This window comes from Pseudarthrobacter woesei (genome assembly GCF_055412745.1).
Genome location: NZ_JBVAYU010000001.1, coordinates 246,620 through 266,029, shown reverse-complemented (window position 1 = coordinate 266,029; position 19,410 = coordinate 246,620). Strand labels below are relative to the sequence as shown.

Below are 19,410 nucleotides of genomic sequence, written 5' to 3'. Positions count from 1 at the left end.
CTGGACGTTGTAGGGGCGCTGGCTCAGGCTAGCGGCCGGTCTTGGGGGCGAACATGCGGGCAACCAGGCGGGCACCGAGGTTGAGCAGCATCACCAGGATGATGAGGACCAGGGCCGCACCCCAGGCACGCTGGGACGACGGATCCGGGTTGGACGGCGAGGTCGGGTTGAGGATCTGCGTGTAGATAAACGTGGGCAACGAGGCCATCCAGCCGGAGAACACGTTGGTGTTGATCGAGGTGGCGAAGCCTGCCGTGACCAGGATCGGGGCAGTTTCGCCGATCACGCGGGCAATCGCCAGGGTGACGCCCGAGGCGATACCGGAGATCGCCGTCGGGATAACCACCTTCAGGATGGTCCGCCATTTGCGGACCCCGAGGGCGTAGGCTGCCTCGCGGAGTTCGTTGGGGACGATCTTGAGCATTTCCTCGCTGGAGCGGACCACCACGGGAATCATCAGCACGGACAGGCCGACGGCGGCGACGGCACCGGTTTTAGTGCCCGGCCCCACGACGGCGAAGAAGAAGGCTGCCGCGAACAGGCCGGCCACGATCGAGGGGATGCCGGTCATGACGTCCACGAAAAAGGTGATGGCCCGGGCCAGCGGGCGGTCGTTGCCATACTCCACGAGGTAGATGGCGGCCAGCAGGCCCACGGGCACCGAGATGACGGTCGCGACCGCGGTGATCAGCAGGGTGCCGATCAGGGCGTGGAAGATACCGCCGACCACGGGGGCGCCTTCCTCCACGCTCTTGTTGTCGAAGGCGCCGGTCACGCCGTTCATGGATGTCGTGAGGAAGCCCGGGTCCGAAAGCCCGGGAAGGCCGTTGACCAGGACCGTCCAGATCACGGAAATCAGCGGCAGCAGCGCGATCATGAACGCGCCGACGACGAGGCAGCTGACCAGCTTGTCCTTGGCCCGCCGGGAGCCTTCCACGATGGCACTCCAGCCGACGAGTCCGACGGCAAAGAGGATGGCCGAGACGATGCCCCAGCCGAAGGCGTTGAAGCCGATCAGGGCCAGGACCGCGGCGCCTAGGATCAGGGCCGTGCCCAGGACAAAGTACGGGGCCCACGTGGGCAGCTGCCCCTTGGTGAGCGCCGAACGCTTCTGGACGGGGGTGAGGGTGGAGGTCATTTAGTTGGCTCCCGAGAATTCTTTGTGCCGGCTGATAATCCACCGGGCGATCATGTTCACGCCGAGGGTGATGACGAACAGGACCAGGCCCGCCGCGATCAGGGTGCTGACCTGCAGCCCGCTGGCCTCCGGGAAGTTCAGCGCAATCTCGGCGGCGATGGTCTGGTTGCCGGTCTGGATCAGGCTGGCGGTGAGGGCGCCGGAGGACAACACCAGCGCAACGGCCATGGTCTCGCCGAGCGCGCGGCCCAGGCCAAGCATCACGGCACTAATGATGCCGGGACGGCCAAACGGAAGGACGGCCATCCGGATCATTTCCCAGCGCGTGGCACCGAGTGCCAGCGCCGCTTCTTCATGCAGCTTGGGGGTCTGCAGGAAGATCTCGCGGGTCAGGGAGGTGATGATGGGCAGGACCATCACGGCCAGGACGATTCCCGCGGTCAGGATCGTCTTGCCGGTGGCGGAGGCCGGCCCCTGGAAGATAGGCAGCCAGCCCATGTTGCTGGCCAGCCAGTTGTAAGCCGGCGAGATTTCCTTGGCCAGGAACGCCGCGCCCCAGGCTCCGTAAACCACCGAGGGGATGGCGGCCAGGAGATCGATCACGTAGCCGAGTCCTGAGGAGAGCTGCCGCGGGGCGTAGTGCGAGATGAACAGCGCGACGCCGATAGCCACCGGAGTGGCGATCACGATTGCGATGGCGGCCGCGATCATGGTGCCGATCACGATCGGCCAGATGTAGGTGAGGAAGCCTTCGCCGCCCTTGATCTTGTCCGGGGAGGCCGTGAGGGCGGGGATTGCCTGGACCACGAGGAAGAGGGCCACGCCGAAGAGCACGGCCAGGATCAGGCACCCTGCGGCCAAGGTGGCTGCGGAAAAGACTTTGTCCCCGGCGCGGCCTGCGCCCCGGGACGAGGTCAGGGAGGTGGTGGTCACTTCACGGTCCTTCAGCTTCGTATCAACTGGTACTTCTGGCAACTACAGAACAAACGCGGCGGTTCCCTGCCCCGGGGCGGCCGTCTATGACAGCCATTTCGGAGCAGGGAACCTGGATCAGGCTGGTGTTTCCACTATGCCTGTTGGCGCGCGGGAACCCTAGGACTTGACCTTGATGGATTCGATCGACTTCAGGGCCTTGTCGGCCAGGGTCTTGGACAGCGGGGCGGACTTGGCGGCGTCAGCGGCTGCCTTCTGGCCGGCTTCGGAGACAACGTACTTCTCGAAGCTTTTCACGAGGTCCACGGTCTTCTGATCGGCGTAGCTGCTGCAGACGACGTGGAAGGAGACGAGCACGATCGGGTAGGCGCCCTCGATGGTGGTCTTGCGGTCCAGCTTGATGGAGAGGTCGTTGGCGTTGCGGCCCTCGACGGGCTTGCCGGCGTCGACCGCCTTGGCGGCCGCCTCGGCGGTGATTTTGGTGAAGGCCGAGCCAACCTTGATCTGCGCGATGCCGAGCTTGCCGCTCACGGCGGAGTCATCGGCGTAGGTCACGGCGCCCGGGGTGTCGGTGACGGTCTTGACCACACCGGAGGTGCCCTTGGCGTTCTCGCCCTTCAGGGTGGCGGGCCAGATGCCGGCGGCCTTGTCGGTCCAGGCCTCGGGAGCGGCGGCGGCCAGGTAATCGGTGAAGTTGGAGGTGGTGCCGGAATCGTCCGAGCGGTTCACCGGGGTGACCTTGAGGTCCGGGAGCTTCGCGTCCGGGTTCAGGGCGGCGATGGCCGGGTCGTTCCACTTGGCGATCTCGCCGCGGAAGATCTTGGCGACAGTGGCGGCGTCGAGCTTCAGTTCCTTGATGTCGGGCAGGTTGAAGGCCACGGCGATCGGGGAAATGTAAACCGGGATGTTCAGGGCGCCCTCGGGGCCGCACTGGGTCTTGGCGGTGGCGTACTCGTCGTCCTTGAGGTAAGCGTCGGAGCCGCCGAACTGGGCGGAGCCGTCCAGGAGGGCCTTGCGGCCGGCGCCGGAGCCGTCCGGGGAATACTGCACGCTGGCGCCCTGGTTTGCCGAGGCGAAGTTGGTCTTCCAGACATCCATGGCCGCACCCTGCGCGGAGGAACCGATGCCGGTCAGCGTGCCGGTCACCTTCGGACCCGAGGCGGTGGTGCTGGCGGGGGCGGTGCCCGTTGCATTGTCAGAACCACAGGCGGTAAGCGCGAGAGCGCCGGCTGCGATGACAGCGATTGCCGCGTTGCGGCCGAAACGGAGTGCCTTCACTAGATGTACCCCTTCCAGGGATTTTCTGTGCGTGCCGGGCCGGAGAAGGCCACAGCAGCGGATGCGTACGGTTTGTACCTTTATTGAAGTTATGTGCCGCAGATGAAGAGAATTGCGGTGCAAGGTGAACGAGGGGTTAACGACACCGGGACATTGGCTTACATCTGCCGGGCCACCATTGCGCTAGCTGGGTCACAGCCGTAGGGGTTTTAACGCGGTCACCGGCGGCCGCGCCTGCAAATAGACTGGTGGGCATGGCCTCCGCTAATGGACTCTCCGCAAGCGCACGATTCCTGCGCGGCCGGGTCCGCACCGGCTTTGTCAGGAGCCGCAATTCGCTCCTGCCGGCCGTCCAGATGACCGCCTGCGCCGTGGGGGCCTACGCCTTCGCCGAGTACGTCCTGGGCCACAGCGGCCCGCTTTTCGCCGCCACTTCATCACTGATTGCCCTCGGCTTCTCGCGTGATCCCAGGCTGCGCCGGGTGGTGGAGGTGGGCTTGGGCTGCACCATCGGCATCGTCGTGGGCGACCTGCTCCTGCACTGGCTGGGCGCCGGGATCTGGCAGGCCGCCGTCGTGCTGCTGTTCTCGATCCTGCTCGCACGGTTCCTGGACAGCGGGACTATTTTCACCACCCAGCTGGGGCTGCAGTCCCTGCTTGTGGTGCTTCTGCCGGCGCCCGACGGCGGCCCGTTCACCCGCAGCATCGACGCTGTCGTGGGCGGGGTGTTCGCGCTGCTGGTGACCATCCTGATTCCCAAGGACCCGCGCCGGGAACCCCGCCACGACGTCAAGAAGCTCCTGCACGAGCTCGCCGAAGTGCTGCGGGAATGCGCCTCCGCACTGAGCTACAGCGACTCCACCCAGGCCTGGCATGCGCTCATCCGCGGCCGGAACTGCCAGCCCCTTGTCGACGCGATGCGCCAGTCGCTGCGCGCCTCCGGCGAGGTCGCAACCCTGGCCCCGGCCTACCGCCGGCATCGGGACGAGCTGGACCAGATGGAGCAGTCCCTGGACTACATCGACCTCGCGCTGCGCAACAGCCGCGTCTTCGCCCGCCGCCTGACCAGCGCCATTAATCACGCGGCACTCTCGGACGAGGCCACCCAGAACATCGCCGAGGTCCTGCGGGAGACCGCCGAGGCCGTTGACGAGTTGTCCCTGGGCCTGGCGGAAGTGCACGACGGCGCCCGCCGCGCCCATCTGCGGACCGCCCGGGCGGACCTGCGGGAGATCGCGGGCCGGCTGCATCCCCGGCTGCTGGACGTGCAACGGCTGGAGGGCGAAACGGTGGTTATGCTGTTCCGCCCGCTGATGGTGGACCTGCTCGAGGCCGCCGGGGTCGACTCCGGCGAAGCCCGGGACATCCTCCCCCCGCTTTAGCAGTCTTTCCCCGTCCAGCCTTTCCGCGGCTGCCTCTCCGCGGCTGCCTCTCCGCGGCTGTCTTTCCGCGATGCGGATTTCACGGCGCGGGCCGCGGATAGTGTCGCCGGCCGCGGATAGTGTGGAGCAATGGCTACCAAGACGTCCCGGGCTTCCAATGCACCGGGCTATAAATGCGCCGAATGCGGCTGGACCACGGCCAAGTGGGTGGGCCGCTGCGGCGAGTGCCAGGCCTGGGGCAGCGTTGAGGAGACCGGCGGCTCCGTGGCACGGACGACGGCGGCCACCACCGTCCTGGAGCCCGCCCGCCGCATCTCCGAAGTCGATGCCAGCACTGCGGCTTTCCTGCCCACCGGCGTGGACGAGCTGGACCGTGTGCTCGGCGGCGGGCTGGTTCCCGGCGCCGTCATCCTGTTGGCCGGTGAGCCCGGTGTCGGCAAATCCACCCTGCTGCTGGATGTCGCGGCCAAGTTTGCGCGGACTGCGCAGGACGTCCTCTACATCACGGGCGAGGAATCCGCCGCGCAGGTGAAGCTCCGTGCGGACCGGATCGACGCCGTCGCCGAATCCCTGTACCTCTCCGCCGAAACGGACCTCGGCCAGGCCCTGGGACAGGTGGAGAAGCTCGAGCCGCGCCTGCTGATCGTGGACTCCGTCCAGACCCTGAGCAGCGCCGCGGTCGAGGGCAGCGCCGGCGGAGTCTCCCAGGTCCGTGAGGTCGCCGCCTCGCTGATTGCCGCGGCCAAGCGCCGCAACATGACCACCCTGCTGGTGGGACACGTGACCAAGGACGGCTCCATCGCCGGGCCACGGCTGCTCGAGCACCTCGTGGATGTCGTGTGCCAGTTCGAGGGCGAGCGCCATTCCCGGCTGCGGCTGCTGCGGGCGGTCAAGAACCGTTACGGCCCCACCGACGACGTCGGGTGCTTTGACCTCAACGAGGACGGGATCGTGGGCCTTGCCGATCCGAGCGGGCTCTTCGTCTCGCGGACCAAGGAACCGGTCTCTGGAACCTGCATCACCGTGACCCTGGAGGGGCGCCGCCCGCTGCTGGCCGAGGTGCAGTCCCTGCTGGCCGAAAGCTCCAGCGCGCAGCCGCGCCGTGCCACGAGCGGGCTGGACAGCTCCCGGGTGGCAATGCTGCTGGCAGTGCTCCAGCAGCGCGCAGGCTGCCTGCTGAACAAGGACGATTCCTACGTCGCGACCGTCGGCGGCGTGAAACTCAGCGAGCCCGCCACGGACCTCGCCGTCGCCCTGGCGGTGGCCTCCGCGAAGGCCAAGAAACCCCTGCCGCAGCGGCTCATCGCCTTCGGTGAAGTGGGCCTGGCCGGCGAAGTCCGTCCCGTGCCGGGCATCAACCAGCGCATCCAGGAAGCCCACCGGCTGGGGTTCACCCACGCCGTGGTGCCTGCGAGTCCCAACGGGCCCGGTCCCATACCCGCAGGCTTCTCCGTGCGCGAAGTCGGGCATCTGGCCGAGGCGCTGGGCCTGCTGATCAGCTGACGCCGGGCTGGCTCTTGGGCTTTCGCCGTGACGTTCCCTCCCGGTAGCTTTGGCCGCGGCCCCCGGCAGGGACCGGAAATCCGGGGTTTACCGGGCGGGCACAGCCGTCCCGGTGCCGGCAACTGGGACGGAGCGCCGCCCGGACGCCCTAAAGGCGACTTAGGACCCTAGTCCGGGGACGGCAAACGGCGGAGCATTGAAGTTAGAGCAGGGCACCGGCGAAGGGATCTGGCCATGATAGGACGTTACGGAGACGGCTTCGGACTGATGTGGCTCTGGGGTCTCCTGCTGCTGGTCGGGATCGCCGTGCTCGTTTTGCTCGCTGTCCGGATCTTCACCGGCGGAGTCAGCCGCGGCCCTGGCCCCGGGCAGACTGGCCCCGGCCACCCCGGACCCTACGGTGCAGCACCCTATGGACCGCCGGGCTCTCCGTCGGGAAGCCCCGGAGCCCCGTACGGCGGAAAGAGCCAGGCCCGCCTGATCCTGGATGAACGCTTCGCGAGGGGTGAGCTCACTGCCGAACAATACCGAGAGAACGTGAAAGTACTCGGCGAGGAGCCGTAATGCGGCCCATCAGCCGCCGTAATGCCCTCCTCCTCGGCGGGCTGGGAGCAGCCGGCACGGCGGCGGGCGCTGCCGGGCTGTGGTGGAGCCTGGCTTCCCCGGCGAACACCATCGGTGGCGGCGGACCCGCCCGGCCGCCAGCGCTGCGCAGTCCCGCCGAGCTCCGAAGCGCCGGCGGCAGGCTGCAGCTCACACTGGAAGCCGGCCGCGGGCAGCTGGAGCTCGGCGGCCGGCAGGCCCGGCCGCTCTGCTACAACGGAAGCCTCCCCGGACCCACACTCCGCCTTCGCGGCGGCGATGAACTGGCCATCAGGCTCGTCAACCGCCTGGACGAGCCGACAAACCTCCACCTGCACGGACTCCATGTCTCCCCGCAGGCCAACGCGGACAATATATTCGTCACGGTGAAGCCCGGGGAGAGTTTCGACTACAGCTACCGGCTCCCGGCCGACCACCCGCCGGGCATGTACTGGTACCATCCGCACCACCACGGCACGGTCGCGGGGCAGATTTTCGCAGGGCTCTTCGGGGCGATCATCGTCGAGGATCCTGAACCCATCGCAGTCAGCGCGGAGCGGGTGCTTCTGGTCTCGGACACCACCCTGGACGGTGCCGGGAACATCGCCGGCGTGTCGCAGATGGAACGCCTGGCCGGCCGGGAGGGTGAGTTGCTCCTGCTCAACGGGCAAAGCACCCCGCTGCTGTCGGCGCGCCCGGGCGAACGCGAACGCTGGCGGATCGTCAACACCTGTGTGGCACGCTACCTCCGGCTGCGGCTCGACGGGCAGCAGCTCCTGTTGCTCGGCATGGATTCCGGACGGTTCCCGGCGCCGCAGGCCGCGGCGGAACTCCTGCTGGCCCCGGGCAACAGGGCGGACCTGCTGGTGACCGCCGCCGCGGGCGATTCGGTACTGCGGATCCTCGCGTATGACCGCGGAGGCATGCCCGGGATGATGGGGACCGGGCGCGCTTCCCGGGCGGAGGGAACCGTACTGGCGAGCTTCCGGGTGGCGGGAGAGGCGGCGGACCCGCCCGCCGCAGTGGCGGCCCGGCCGGCGCCGGAGGACCTGCGCACGGCCGCCGTGGCCGCGCGGCGTCAGCTGACCCTGGCCACGGGTGCGGGCGCGGGCGGCATGGGCGGGGGCATGGGTGCCATGATGCGGTTCACCATCAACGGACAGGAGTATAGCGAGTCCCGGACTGACTCCACGGCCGCCGCAGGAACGGTCGAGGAATGGACGCTGGTCAACACCAGTCCCATGGACCACCCCTTCCACCTGCATGTGTGGCCGATGCAGCTCATCGAAGACAACGGGCGTCCTGTCGATTCCGTTGTTATGAGGGATGTGGTCAACGTCCCGGCCAACGGACGCGTGACGGTCAGGATCGCGTTCCGGGACTTCAGCGGCCGTTCGGTGTACCACTGCCACATCCTGGATCACGAGGATCTGGGCATGATGGGAGTGATCGAGGTCGTGTGAGCCGGATGACCCCGGAGAGATCTTGCCAACCATACCCCCAGGGGTATGGTGTAGCTGAATCCGAAGTGACGATGAATCTCGCCAGGAGCGCGCATAGTGGCACACGAGTCCAGCAGCCAGTCCGTTGACAACCAGACACACGAGCCCCTTGACCACCGCGGGCATCAGACCCACGGCACGCCCAGACCAGGCGCTGGGACGCAACGGGACGACGAGCACATGGTGCACGGCCACGGCCAGCACGCCGGACACAGTGTGGCGATGTTCAAGAACAGGTTCTGGCTGACCCTGGCCCTTGCCGTCCCTGTAGTTTTCTTCAGCCCGATGTTCGCAAACCTTTTCGGCTACCAGCCGCCGGTGTTCCCCGGCTCTGCCTGGATTCCTCCGGTCCTGGGAACAATTATCTTCTTCTACGGCGGCCAGCCGTTCCTCAAGGGCGGCCTGAATGAGCTGAAGACCCGCAAACCGGGCATGATGCTGCTGATCGCCATGGCCATCAGCGTGGCCTTCATCGCCTCGTGGGTGACCAGCCTGGGGCTCGGCGGCTTCGATCTCGACTTCTGGTGGGAACTGGCCCTGCTGGTCGACATCATGCTGCTGGGGCACTGGATCGAGATGCGTGCCCTCGGCTCGGCCCAGGGCGCCCTGGATGCCCTTGCGGCGCTGCTGCCGGACGAGGCGGAACGCCTCACGGAGTCCGGAACAGAGACCGTCAGCGTGTCCGAGCTCACGAGCGGCGACATCATCCTGGTCCGTTCCGGTGCCCGGATGCCGGCGGACGGAACCGTGATTGAGGGGCAGGCTGAGTTCGACGAATCGATGATCACGGGCGAGTCCAAGACCGTCCTCCGCTCGCCCGGCGATCCGGTCGTGGCGGGAACCATAGCCACGGACAACAGCCTCCGCGTCCAGGTAACAGCCATCGGCGAGGACACCGCCCTGGCCGGCATCCAGCGGCTCGTCGCCGTGCTGTTCGACAAGACAGGGACCTTAACCAGAGGCGAGCCCGAGCTGAAGGACGTCGCCGCCGTCGAGGGAACGGACCGGGACGAGCTGCTCGCGCTGGCCGCCGCGGTGGAGTCGGACAGCGAGCACCCCGTGGCACGCGCGATCGTTAACGCGGCCCGCGGGCGCGGACTCGAGATCCCCAGGGCGGGCGATTTCACGTCGCTGACCGGCCGCGGCGTACGCGCCACAATCGGGGGAAGGACGCTTCAGGTGGGCGGGCCCGCGCTGCTCAGGGAGTTGGGGGCCGAGGAGCCCGCCGGGCTGGCTGCCGCGACGGCAGCCTGGGTGGATCGCGGCGCGGCCGTGCTGCACGTGGTGGAAGGAACCACCGTCCTGGGCGCCGTCAGCCTCGAGGACGCTGTACGGCCGGAATCCCGCCAGGCCGTCGCGGCCCTGCAGCGCCGTGGCATCAGGGTTGCCATGATCACCGGCGACGCCCGGCAGGTGGCCCGGGCCGTCGCGGCGGAGCTCAAGATCGACGAGGTGTTCGCCGAGGTCCTGCCGGCGGACAAGGACAAAAAGGTGGCCCAGTTGCAGGCCCGTGGCCTCAAGGTGGCCATGGTGGGCGACGGCGTCAACGATTCCCCCGCGCTGGCCCGGGCTGAGGTGGGAATCGCGATCGGCGGCGGGACCGACGTCGCAGTAGAGTCCGCCGGCGTGGTTCTGGCCGGGAACGACCCGCGGGCCGTGCTGTCCATGGTGGACCTGTCCCGGGCAAGCTACCGAAAGATGTGGCAGAACCTCGTCTGGGCCACCGGCTACAACATTGTTGCGGTGCCGCTGGCTGCCGGCGTCCTGGCCTTCGCCGGGGTGGTCCCCTCCCCCGCCGCCGGCGCCGTGCTGATGTCCGCCTCCACGATCGTGGTGGCCCTCAACGCCCAGCTGCTGCGGGGCCTGAAACTCAATCCCGCAGCCGTCAGCTGACCGGACGCCAAGATGCCGGGCACCAATCCCCGCAAGTCATCATTCGGACCATACTTCGCCCGCGTGGGTCCGCGCATGGACGCCCGCGGGGCAGCGGCCCACCGCCGGCGCCTCGTGGAAGCGGCACACGGCGTCGTCGTCGAAATCGGGGCCGGCTACGGGGCCACCTTCGGCTTCTACCCGTCAACGGTGACCAGCGTGCTGGCGCTCGAACCGGAGCCCACACTCCGGGCGCTTGCGGTGGCCGCCGCGACCACGGCACCCGTGCCCGTCACCGTGCAAGACGGCGTGGCGGAATCGCTGCCGGCGGCGGACGCCTCGATCGACGTCGTCGTCTCTAGTCTGGTGCTGTGCAGCGTGGCGGACCAGTCCGCCGTACTTACGGAGGCGATCCGGGTCCTCCGACCCGGCGGCCTGCTGCTGTTCTATGAACACGTCCGTTCATCACACCGCGTTCTTGGGGCGGCCGAGGACCTGATCGCGCCGCTGTGGAGCCGGATGGCAGGCGGATGCCACCCGAACCGCGACACCGCAGCGACGATCGCCGGTTCCGGCTTCACCCTGCAGGGTCTGGAGCGCTTCGGCTTTTCAGCTCTTCCCGGCAACCCGCGGGTGGCGCACGTCCTTGGTGTGGCGGCCAAATCCGGGCACAGCCCCCCGGTTTGACGTTCCCGCCGGGTTGCTTCTGCTCCCGGGCTTGGTGCTGCGCGGAATTCCGGGGTTTCCCGCTCCCGCCGGGCCTTGCCGGCGCAGGCAACCGGGACGGAGCGTTGGCCGGATGCCCTCGAAGCCCCACACGCAGAAGGGGCGTCCGCCGCGATGGCAAACGCCCCTTTCGTCAATCATTCAAACCAGTGTGAGCCTCGGTGCTTAGGCCTTCTTCGGCGGCAGCGCCAGCTTGAAGACCTTGGCCCAGGTGGAGCCGACCTGCTTCCAGATGGGGCCCGTGGTGTACGGCAGGCCGTAGCGCTTGCAGATTTCCTGCACCTTGGGAGCCACCTCGGCGTAGCGGTTGGACGGAATGTCGGGGAAGAGGTGGTGCTCGATCTGGTGCGACAGGTTTCCGGTCATCAGGTGCATGAACTTGGATCCGGAGATATTTGCGGAGCCGATCATCTGCCGGACGTACCAGTCACCGCGGGTCTCCCCTTCCACCATTTCCTCGGTGAAGGTGTCCGTGCCCTCGGGGAAGTGGCCGCAGAAGATCACCGCGTGTGCCCAGACGTTGCGGACGGCGTTGGCGGTCAGGGTGCCGTACAGCGCCTGCTTGCCGGAGCCTGTCAGCATGGCGACGGCGGGAGTCGCGGCGTAGTCCTTGGTGAATTGCGTGAGGGCCTTGCGGCCGAGGGCCTTGAGGTCCTTGGTGAGGGCCTCCTTGGACTTCTTGCCCTCTTTGTAGTCGTTCAGCTCGAGATCGTAGATCGCGATGCCCCATTCAAAGACCGGCGCCAGAATCGCGTTGTAGAGCGGGTTGCCCAGGTTGAAGGGCTTCCATTCCTGGTCCGCGTCCATCCGCAGCAGGTTGTACCCGACGTCGTTGTCCTTGCCGATGACGTTGGTCCAGCGGTGGTGCAGATCGTTGTGCGTGTGCTGCCAGGAGCGCGCCGGGGTTACGAAGTCCCACTCCCACGTGGTGGAGTGGATGTCCGGGTCCCGCATCCAGTCCCACTGGCCGTGCAGGATGTTGTGCCCGAGCTCCATGTTTTCCAGGATCTTGGCGAAGCTGAGCAGGGTGGTGCCGGCAACCCAGGCGGCTTTGTTCTTGCTGACCAGGAGCGTGGCCCGGCCGGAAATCTCCAGACCGCGCTGGATCTTGATCATCCGGCGGATGTACGCGGCATCGGACGCCCCGCGCTTGGCAAGGATGTCGTCCTTGATGGTGTCGAGTTCGCGGCCCAGCTCGGCGATCTGCTCGTCGGAGAGGTGTGCGGCGGCCGGCGGCCGAAGCGTCGGGCTGCCGGACTCGGCAAGGGCGCCGGGCCGCGTCTTCACGGCAACGGGCGCCTTGGCAGAGTCATTGGCACCTTGGGGAGCTTCCTCAGAAAGGTTTTGCTTGTCAGAAACAATCGTCATGCGGGTACTCCTCAGAGGTCGAGGTTAACGGGTCCGGCGGCTGCCGAAACACACGTCTGGATTAGTTGGCCGGGTTCGCCATGGACTTCGTCCGTGCGCAGGTCACGGACCTGGCCGGCCCGGAGCGGGATGAGGCAGCTGTGGCAGATGCCCATGCGGCAACCGCTGGGCATCAGGATGCCGGCGTCCTCGCCGACGTCGAGCAGCGGCGTGTCACCGCCGGCTTCGACTTCGCGGTCCGACGCCTCGAAGGTGACCAGGCCGCCGTCGTGCCCTTCGCCGCCGGCGAGCTTGGTGCTGAAGCGTTCAATGGTGAGGGTGGCGCCCCGGGCATCGTTTGCGGAGGGCTCTGCGGTCTCGGCGGCCCAGAGCGCCTCGGCGTCGTCCAGGAACCCTTCGGGGCCGCACGCGTAGGCAGCGCGCTGGCGCCAGTCGGGGCAAAGCTGGTCCAGCTCGGCGGCCGAGGTGAAGTCCAGCCGCCCGCGTTCACCGGTGAACCAGTTGGTGATCTTGAAGTTGGGAAACTGGTCGGCGAGTTCGGCGAGTTCCTCGCGGAAAATGGCGTCCGCCGGGGTCCTGGCGGTGTGGATGAGCACGACGTCGGAGTCCGGACGGTGCGGAACCAGCGTGCGGATCATCGACATAACGGGGGTGATTCCGCTGCCGGCGGTGAGCATCAGCAGCGGCCGCGGGTGCTCCGGCAGGACGAAGTCGCCCTGCGGGGGCGCCAGAAAAAGGACATCGCCGGGCTTGGTGTTGCGCACGAGGGTGCCGGAGACCGCACCCATGTCGGTGACGGTGATGGCCGGATCCTTGCCGGCGGGGGCACTGAGCGAGTAGGACCGCCAGTGGCGGACGCCGTCGAGCTCGACGCCTATACGGGCCCACTGGCCGGCAAGGTGTGCCTGCCAGCCGCGGCCGGGACGGAAGAAAATAGTGGCGGAATCGGCCGTTTCTGGAACCACCCGGGTGACGACGCCGCGCAATTGGCGGGCGGAGAACACGGGGTTGAACAGCGACAGAATGTCTTCTGGAGCTAGGGGGGTGGTCAGTAGAGATGCGGCGCGCGCCAGCTTACGGAGCCGGATCATGCTTCCATCTTATGTCAGATAGCGTCATAGTTCTTCACTCAGGGCATACGATCGAGTCAGAGAAACTATCGCCCCGCAACAACTTTATGGAATGTGCCTCATGAACGCTTCCCCGACCGGCCAGCCCGCCACCCCCGCCTTCGACCCCCCGTGGCTGGCGCTGCCGCGCGAGGTCAGCGACATGCTCCGGCCGATGATGCCGGGCATTGTGGAGGCCATCATCGACGCCGTGCCGCAGCTCGTGCCCGCCTATGCCAGGCCCATCGAGGGGCGGTTCGGCCGGGGGCTGCGGCGGGGTGTCGCGGCCGCACTGGACCGCTTCCTGCAACTTCCGGGGACCACGCTGCCGGCCCTCTCGGAGGAGAGCCGGCAGCTCGTGGCGGGGCTGGGCAGCGGCGAGTTCCGGCAGGGCCGGAGCATGGATGCCCTGCTCAGCGCCTACCGTATGGGTGCCCGCGTGACGTTCCGCGAGATGTCGAGGGTCTCCGTCGAGCACCATCTGGGCCAGAGCGTGGTGGTCGATCTGGGCGAATCGATTCTTGCCTACATCGATGAACTATCGGCGGTCAGCGCCGAGGCGTATGCCTTTGAGCAGTCCGAACGGGCCGGTGCCGTGGACCGGCGCCGCACCGAGCTGCTTGATCTGCTGCTGCTGGGACAGGCGGACGAGGCGGCCCTGCGCCAGACAGCCGCCATGGCGGACTGGTCCCTGCCGCCCAGGATGGTGGTGGTGACGCTGCCGGTGGACCGGTCGGCAGGGCTGCGGCTGCGGCTGGGACCCGGGACGCTGGTAATCGAACGCGAGACCGACGCCGTCGCCCTGGTTCCGGCACGGAAGTCAGAGTCCGCACGGGCGGACCTCGACAAGGCGCTGCGCGGCCGCGGTGCCGCCGTGGGACCGGCCGGCGGCTGGGAGAAAGTCCCGGACTCGCTTCGCCTGGCGGTGCTGGCCGCCTCCGTGCTGCCGCCCCGGGACGGTCCGGAGGATCCGCCGATCTGGGCGGACGAGCACCTGGCCGAGGTGATCCTCGGCGCCGAGCCGTCCGCCATCGCCGAGCTGGCCAACCGCCGGCTCGCGCCGCTGGAGGGACTGCGTCCGGCCCAGCGCGAGCGGCTGGCGGAGACGCTGCTGTCCTGGCTGCGGCACTGGGGCCAGCGCGGCCCGGTGGCTGCCGAACTCGGGATTCATCCGCAGACCGTGGGCTACCGCGCGGCCCAGCTGCGCGAGCTGTTCGGCGACACACTGGAGGACCCTAAGGCGCGGTTCGAGCTGGAACTGGCCCTCCACGCCGGCAGGCGTTAAGCCCGGCAGGCGTTAAGCCGTGTCAGCGGGTGATCATTTCCCTGCTCTGAAGCCGAAGCTCAAGGTCGTTCATGACGATCGCGGCCATGTCTTCGAGCGTCCGGGTGTCCTCCGCGGTGAACTGGCGCGGTTCCCTGTCCAGGATGCAGAACGTGCCCAGGTTGTAGCCGTCCGGCGTGCGCAGCGGGACACCTGCGTAGAACTGCAGGCCGAACTCGCCCGCCACCAGCGGGTTGGCCAGCGTGCGGGGATCGGTGGCCGCACTTTCGATCACCCACGCGTCGTCCTGCAGGATCGCGGAGGCGCAGAGCCCCGGGTCCCGACCGATCTCGGTGACGGCGGTGCCGTGGTGGGACTTGAACCAGATCCGGTCGTGGTCCACGACGCTGACGATCGCGACCGGAACGGAAAACACGCGTGCCGCGAGGCCCGCGATCCGGTCAAAGGCTCCGTCGGCGGGGGTATCAAGGATCCGGTAACGCTCGACGGCGCGCATCCGGCCTTCCTCATCGGTCGCGGACGGAACTTTGTCGAGGCGATGGCGGGCCGCGCCGTTGATCACTTCCTGGCGCAGGGCCAGCGAGACTTCACGGGCGGGCGGCCGCGCGGCCGGGTCGCGCGCCAGCATGGAGGACAACAGCAAAACCCAGATGGGCGCCAGTTCATCCGGGATGTGCGGATCCTGGAGCAACCGGGCGACGGCAGACTGGATTGGCGCCCCCGGGTAGGCCATCCTCCCGGTCAGGCCCTCGAGCAGCACAAGGCCCAGCGAATACACGTCGCTGAGCGGACCGGCAGGCTCACCGGCGGCCTGCTCGGGGCTCAGATAGGCGGGTGTCCCTGATGTGCCGCCCTCGTCCGCCGGGCCTTCGCCCATCATGACGGCGACGCCGAAATCAGTCAGCTTGGCCCGCGGACGGCGGTCATCGTTGCTGTAGTCCACCAGCAGGATGTTCCCCGGCTTGACGTCGCGGTGGACGATGCCATGGTGGTGGATGTAGGAGAGTCCGTCGGCCAGGTCATGGCCGATCAGGGCCATGTGCGCCGCGGAGAGCGGCCCTTGGGCGGCCCGGTGGCGGAGATCCGGTCCGCGGACCAGTTCCATCACGAGGTAGGTCAGGTGTGCGTTCGGGTCGCTCAGGTCGGCGCCGGCGTCGAAGAGCGTCACGAGGCCATGGTGGCTCATGCCGGCGAGGATCCGCACTTCCTGGCCCTGCCGGCGGGCCGCCTCAGCATCGACCGCATCGCTGCGGAACAGTTTGACTGCCACCTCGCGCTGCAGGAGTTGATCGTAGGCGCGGTAAACGGTCGATTGGCTTCCCCTGCCAATAGGGTCTTCAATCCGGTAGCGCCCGCTCAGCAGGAATCCGGGTTCCATGCTCCGTTTTGGAGTTGCCGGTAGCGTTATTGATCCAGTCAACGAGTGCTCTTGTTTCCCTTGAGTGCGGGGTCCGCCCATGGGAGCGGGCGGATCAGTCCAAAGCCGGCAGGATTTCCCGGCGCCCGCAGTATTAGCAAGGTTACTTATGATACCCCGGTTGTGCCGTTCAGGCAGCCCTGCAGCCGGTTTCCTGAATGTTCCCCCGGAGGGCGCCTCCCGCTATTTGGCGGGGTTGTGCGTGCCGATCGGCAGCAGGGTCAGGTCCGGGTGGTTTTTCTCGATCCGGCGCAGCGCCCAGACGTCGTTGAACAGCGCCAGGTATTCGCCGTCGGAACGCAACAGCACCTCGGCGCCGGGCACGTTGGCAAGCGCGGGCATAGCGTCCGCCGTCGAAATCCGGGCGATGGAGTACGGCAGCCGTTCAAGCCGCATCGGCGCGCTGAAATCATGGGCCATCCGGTCCTCCACCACCTCGAACTGCATGGGGCCGACGGCGGCCAGTACCGGGGCCTGATCGCCGCGGATGTCCGAGCGGAGCACCTGAATAACGCCCTCGTGCTCCAACTGCTCGATGCCGCGGCGGAACTGCTTGAAACGGCTGGGGTCCTTGGAGCGCGCCACTTGGAAGTGTTCCGGGGCGAACAGCGGAATGGCGGGGAACTCCACCGGCTGCTCCAGGAACAGGCTGTCGCCGACCCGCAGCGAGGAGGCGTTCACGAGTCCCACGACGTCGCCGGGGAACGCCTCGTCGATGACTTCGCGTTCGCGGCCGAACACCTGCTGGGCGTATTTGGTGGCGAAGGACTTCCCGGTCCGGCCCTGGGTCACCACCATGCCGCGCTCAAACATGCCCGAGCAGACGCGGATGAAGGCTACGTGGTCGCGGTGGGCCTTGTTCATGCCGGCCTGGACCTTGAAGACGAACCCGGCGAAGGGCGCATCGACGGGCCGCAGGGCGCCGTCGACGTCGGGCCGGGGGGCCGCAGGCGGCGCGAAGTCCACGAGGGCATCGAGGATTTCCTTCACGCCGAAGTTCAGGGCGGCGGAGCTGAAGAGGATCGGGGTCGCCTTGCCGGCATGGAATGCCCCGACGTCGAACTCGAGGTTGGATTCGACAACGAGCCCGGCTTCGTCGACGGCGTTTGACCAGTCGTCGCCCTGGCTGGCGGCGGCGTCCTCCGGAGTGAAGTACTCGGTGATGGCGATTTTGGCGCCGGCGTTGTTGCGCTTGAACTGGGCGAAGCGGTCATTGCGGAGATCCCAGACGCCGCGGAAGTCACCGGAGATGCCCACGGCCCAGGTCAGCGGCATCGGCTGGAGGCCGGTGCGCTCGGTGATCTCGTCCATGAGAGCCAGGGCGTCCAGGCCCGGCCGGTCCCACTTGTTGATCACGGTGATGATGGGGAGGTTGCGCTGCTTGCAGACCTCGAAGAGCTTCATGGTCTGGGTTTCCAGGCCCTTGGCGGCATCGACGAGCATCACGGCGCAGTCCACGGCGGCCAGCACGCGGTAAGTGTCCTCGGAGAAGTCGGCGTGGCCGGGGGTGTCCAGCAGGTTGATAACGGTGTCCCGGTAGGCGAATTGCAGGGCGGCCGAGCTGATCGAGATGCCGCGGTCCTTTTCCATCTGCATCCAGTCCGAGACCGTTTCCTTGCGGTTGGCCTTGCCGCTGGAGGCGCCGGCGGTGCCGATCACCTTCGCGTGCAGCGCGAGCGCCTCGGTCAGCGTGGACTTGCCGGCATCAGGGTGGGAGATGACCGCAAAAGTCCGACGCCGGGCAGCCTGCTTGTGAATCTCCTGGACTCGGGCGGGGCTAAGGACTTCTTGAGACACGGTGCTACTTTCGCTGCGGCGTTGAATGGTCGCGGTCCGGGGCTGCGGGAATCCGGGTGGGCCCGAGAGGGATCGCGGGAGTTCTGCTGTGAGTTCTGAAAGGGCACCGCACCTGGAGCAGGCGGTACACCAGGAATCAAGTTTATCGCAGGCCGCACCGCCCCCGCGAAGCGGCAACGCAGCGTGACCGGAGCGCCACCGCAGCTGCACCGAAGTGCGGTCCGCAACGGCCACCGAGGGTGCCATTCGGAAGGCACCCCGAAACACGCCTAGATGGACCACTTTGAGGCTTGTCTGTGCGGATGTTGGCCCGTACTACCTCTACTATGGTGGGAGCGGGAAACCGAGTACTTTGATCCTGCCGGCAACCATGGGAAACCGGCGCACCTGCAGGCTGGAGCCTGCGCCTTTGAAGGGAAAAATCTATGGCCCGGAGCCCTGAAGATTCACTCAAGGCGACTCTGGGCAGAGTGGCACCGGGCACCGCCCTCCGCGACGGACTGGAGCGCATCCTCCGCGGACGGACCGGGGCCCTGATCGTGCTGGGCATCGACAGGACCATCGAATCCATTTGTTCCGGCGGCTTCGACATCGGGATCGATTTCTCCCCCACCCGGCTCCGGGAACTGGCCAAAATGGACGGCGCCATCATTTGCGACAAGGACGCCAGCAACATCCTGCGCGCCGCCGTCCAGCTGGTCCCGGACTCCAGCATCGAGACCCAGGAATCAGGCACCCGGCACCGGACCGCGGAGCGCGTCGCCATCCAGACTGGCGTCCCGGTCATCTCGGTCAGCCAGTCGATGCAGATCATCGCGCTGTATGTGAACGGCCTTCGGCACGTCCTGGAGGGCTCGGAGAAGGTCCTGGCCCGCGCCAACCAGGCCCTGGCAACCCTGGAACGCTACCGGTCACGCCTGGACCAGGTGACCAGCTCGCTTTCAGCGCTGGAAATCGAGGCCATGGTGACGGTCCGCGATGTCGCCGTGACCCTGCAGCGCCAGGAAATGGTCCGCCGCATTTCCGAGGAAATCTCGCAGTACGTCCTGGAACTGGGCGAGGACGGCCGCCTGCTGTCACTGCAGCTGGACGAGCTGACCGTGGGCCGCGGGCCCGGGAGCGACGTGATCATCCGCGACTACTCCGGCCCGGATGCTTCCGCCGGGGACATCGACAAGGCCGTCAAGGCGCTCGTCAACCTTGGCCCCACCGAGCTGATCGACCTGGGCAAGATCGCCGGGATTGTCGGCTTCGCGGGCGGCGAGGCGAACCTCGACGCCGTCGTCCAGCCGCGCGGCTACCGCCTGCTCTCCGGGCTGAAGGCAGTGCCGAAGGCCGTCGCCGACCGCCTGGTGGACCACTTCGGCGGGCTGCAGTTCCTCATGGCGGCCACGATCGATGACCTCATGACGGTGGACGGCATCGGCGACCAGCGCGCCCGGACGGTCCGCGAGGGCCTGAGCCGCATGGCTGAGGCCAGCCTGTTGGACCGGTTCCTCTAAACCCCCGCTGCGCTGG

At 67.6% G+C, this 19,410-nt stretch carries 15 protein-coding genes; 8 read left to right on the top strand and 7 right to left on the bottom strand.

Features of this window, described 5'->3' with window-relative positions:
* Nucleotides 1-28: 28 nt before the first annotated feature.
* The 3 genes from pstA to pstS all read right to left on the bottom strand — a co-directional run bounded on the left by pstA (nt 29) and on the right by pstS (nt 3,349).
* Nucleotides 29-1,138 (bottom strand): phosphate ABC transporter permease PstA, encoded by a 1,110-nt coding sequence (gene pstA / locus ACZYZE_RS01270; protein ID WP_459320042.1) that lies wholly within the window; start codon nt 1,136-1,138, stop codon nt 29-31.
* Complete coding sequence (pstC, locus tag ACZYZE_RS01265) at nt 1,139-2,071, bottom strand: phosphate ABC transporter permease subunit PstC (protein WP_459320041.1); 933 nt, start codon at nt 2,069-2,071, stop codon at nt 1,139-1,141.
* 159 nt (nt 2,072-2,230) lie between these two features.
* Nucleotides 2,231-3,349: a phosphate ABC transporter substrate-binding protein PstS gene (gene pstS, locus ACZYZE_RS01260; protein ID WP_463905789.1), complete on the bottom strand. Its 1,119-nt coding sequence runs from the start codon at nt 3,347-3,349 to the stop codon at nt 2,231-2,233.
* A gap of 254 nt (nt 3,350-3,603) precedes the next feature.
* Between pstS and ACZYZE_RS01255 the strand changes: the two genes are divergently transcribed.
* From ACZYZE_RS01255 to ACZYZE_RS01230, 6 genes are all read left to right on the top strand, one after another.
* A complete protein-coding gene (locus ACZYZE_RS01255; protein ID WP_459320039.1) occupies nt 3,604-4,731 on the top strand; it encodes an FUSC family protein in 1,128 nt (375 codons plus the stop codon).
* Between the two features lie 129 nt (nt 4,732-4,860).
* Nucleotides 4,861-6,234 (top strand): DNA repair protein RadA, encoded by a 1,374-nt coding sequence (gene radA / locus ACZYZE_RS01250; protein ID WP_459320038.1) that lies wholly within the window; start codon nt 4,861-4,863, stop codon nt 6,232-6,234.
* Between the two features lie 234 nt (nt 6,235-6,468).
* Nucleotides 6,469-6,798, top strand: a complete 330-nt coding sequence (locus ACZYZE_RS01245; RefSeq protein WP_459320037.1) for an SHOCT domain-containing protein — start codon at nt 6,469-6,471, stop codon at nt 6,796-6,798.
* Entirely contained in the window at nt 6,798-8,279 is a 1,482-nt protein-coding gene (locus ACZYZE_RS01240) for a multicopper oxidase family protein (protein WP_463905785.1), read from the top strand. The genes ACZYZE_RS01245 and ACZYZE_RS01240 overlap by 1 nt, the downstream gene beginning before the upstream one ends.
* A gap of 96 nt (nt 8,280-8,375) precedes the next feature.
* Nucleotides 8,376-10,211: an HAD-IC family P-type ATPase gene (locus ACZYZE_RS01235; protein ID WP_463905782.1), complete on the top strand. Its 1,836-nt coding sequence runs from the start codon at nt 8,376-8,378 to the stop codon at nt 10,209-10,211.
* A gap of 12 nt (nt 10,212-10,223) precedes the next feature.
* A complete protein-coding gene (locus ACZYZE_RS01230; RefSeq protein ID WP_459320034.1) occupies nt 10,224-10,877 on the top strand; it encodes a class I SAM-dependent methyltransferase in 654 nt (217 codons plus the stop codon).
* A gap of 204 nt (nt 10,878-11,081) precedes the next feature.
* Here ACZYZE_RS01230 and ACZYZE_RS01225 read toward each other — a convergent pair whose 3' ends face one another.
* The gene (locus ACZYZE_RS01225) at nt 11,082-12,284 is read right to left on the bottom strand and encodes a fatty acid desaturase family protein (RefSeq protein ID WP_459320033.1); all 1,203 of its coding nucleotides are present in this window, start codon (nt 12,282-12,284) and stop codon (nt 11,082-11,084) included.
* 11 nt (nt 12,285-12,295) lie between these two features.
* Nucleotides 12,296-13,375, bottom strand: coding sequence for a ferredoxin reductase (locus ACZYZE_RS01220; RefSeq protein ID WP_463905780.1), 1,080 nt, complete (start codon nt 13,373-13,375; stop codon nt 12,296-12,298).
* A gap of 100 nt (nt 13,376-13,475) precedes the next feature.
* Here ACZYZE_RS01220 and ACZYZE_RS01215 point away from each other — a divergent pair, with 100 nt between their 5' ends.
* Nucleotides 13,476-14,678 (top strand): PucR family transcriptional regulator, encoded by a 1,203-nt coding sequence (locus ACZYZE_RS01215; protein ID WP_459320031.1) that lies wholly within the window; start codon nt 13,476-13,478, stop codon nt 14,676-14,678.
* 22 nt (nt 14,679-14,700) lie between these two features.
* On the opposite strand, the gene ACZYZE_RS01210 is transcribed toward ACZYZE_RS01215, so the two are convergent.
* Nucleotides 14,701-16,056, bottom strand: coding sequence for a GAF domain-containing serine/threonine-protein kinase (locus ACZYZE_RS01210; RefSeq protein WP_463905777.1), 1,356 nt, complete (start codon nt 16,054-16,056; stop codon nt 14,701-14,703).
* A gap of 222 nt (nt 16,057-16,278) precedes the next feature.
* Nucleotides 16,279-17,892 (bottom strand): peptide chain release factor 3, encoded by a 1,614-nt coding sequence (locus ACZYZE_RS01205; protein WP_463905774.1) that lies wholly within the window; start codon nt 17,890-17,892, stop codon nt 16,279-16,281.
* 425 nt (nt 17,893-18,317) lie between these two features.
* Here ACZYZE_RS01205 and disA point away from each other — a divergent pair, with 425 nt between their 5' ends.
* Nucleotides 18,318-19,394 (top strand): DNA integrity scanning diadenylate cyclase DisA, encoded by a 1,077-nt coding sequence (gene disA, locus ACZYZE_RS01200; protein ID WP_463905773.1) that lies wholly within the window; start codon nt 18,318-18,320, stop codon nt 19,392-19,394.
* Nucleotides 19,395-19,410 lie beyond the last annotated feature (16 nt).

Bases quoted from the DNA above. Each gene is read 5' to 3' on its own strand.
- ACZYZE_RS01255 (WP_459320039.1), top strand. From the start codon at position 3,604: ATGGCCTCCGCTAATGGACTCTCCGCAAGCGCACGATTCCTGCGCGGC.
- ACZYZE_RS01245 (WP_459320037.1), top strand. From the start codon at position 6,469: ATGATAGGACGTTACGGAGACGGCTTCGGACTGATGTGGCTCTGGGGT.
- ACZYZE_RS01230 (WP_459320034.1), top strand. From the start codon at position 10,224: ATGCCGGGCACCAATCCCCGCAAGTCATCATTCGGACCATACTTCGCC.
- radA (WP_459320038.1), top strand. From the start codon at position 4,861: ATGGCTACCAAGACGTCCCGGGCTTCCAATGCACCGGGCTATAAATGC.
- ACZYZE_RS01215 (WP_459320031.1), top strand. From the start codon at position 13,476: ATGAACGCTTCCCCGACCGGCCAGCCCGCCACCCCCGCCTTCGACCCC.
- disA (WP_463905773.1), top strand. From the start codon at position 18,318: ATGGCCCGGAGCCCTGAAGATTCACTCAAGGCGACTCTGGGCAGAGTG.
- ACZYZE_RS01210 (WP_463905777.1), bottom strand. From the start codon at position 16,056: ATGGAACCCGGATTCCTGCTGAGCGGGCGCTACCGGATTGAAGACCCT.
- ACZYZE_RS01220 (WP_463905780.1), bottom strand. From the start codon at position 13,375: ATGATCCGGCTCCGTAAGCTGGCGCGCGCCGCATCTCTACTGACCACC.
- ACZYZE_RS01225 (WP_459320033.1), bottom strand. From the start codon at position 12,284: ATGACGATTGTTTCTGACAAGCAAAACCTTTCTGAGGAAGCTCCCCAA.
- ACZYZE_RS01240 (WP_463905785.1), top strand. From the start codon at position 6,798: ATGCGGCCCATCAGCCGCCGTAATGCCCTCCTCCTCGGCGGGCTGGGA.
- pstA (WP_459320042.1), bottom strand. From the start codon at position 1,138: ATGACCTCCACCCTCACCCCCGTCCAGAAGCGTTCGGCGCTCACCAAG.